The sequence below is a fragment of the Mycobacterium sp. E183 genome, from assembly GCF_001667735.1.
Classification (GTDB): Bacteria; Actinomycetota; Actinomycetes; order Mycobacteriales; family Mycobacteriaceae; genus Mycobacterium.
The window spans coordinates 1-596 of sequence record NZ_LZJN01000070.1; the positions used below are offsets into that span (position 1 = coordinate 1).

1 pseudogene is annotated in these 596 nt (G+C 73.8%); it reads right to left on the reverse strand.

From position 1 onward, the window contains the following. Positions 1 to 66: 66 nt before the first annotated feature. Positions 67 to 596 (reverse strand): annotated as a pseudogene (locus tag A5691_RS06625) (hypothetical protein); the annotation flags it as partial.

Here is a 596-nt window from a genome sequence, read left to right on the forward strand (position 1 = left end):
GCTGGCGGTCGTGAACAGCGCCGACGGGTCGATCGCCGACGACCAGCGCCGGCCGCTGCCCAGCAGCGCCGGGGCGGGCCGGGTCGGCGCGACGACCACGTTCTGGTTCGGGCTGGGCCGGACGTTGGCCGTGGGCCGGATGGCGATCGCCAGGGAGACGACCAACGCCACCACGCCGATGACGAAGACGCCCGCCACGATGCCTCCGACCAGCCGGAACGAGCTGCGCTGGGGATATCCCGCGTCGACGAGTTCGGTGGCGCCGGTGTGCGCGCCGGTGTAGAGGTCGTCGACCTCGTCGGGCACGGCGCTGTAGGCGAGCGCGTCCCTGCCCAGGGTGCCCGGGGTGTCGAAGTAACCGGGCGCGACCGCGAACGGGTTGATCGCGCCGGTGCCCGGGTCCTGGGCGTAAGCCAGCGCCGCGGTGGACGACGAGAACAGCGGGGCGTTTGCCGACGCCAGCGCCGCCCCGCGGGCCAGCGCCGTTTCGGGCTCCTCGGGCGCCGACAAGGGCAGCGAGGTGGCCGCCTCCAGCGCGGGCTTGATCAGCGGGATGTCGATGCCCGAGCCGACTACAAACACGCCGTCCGGCCGTG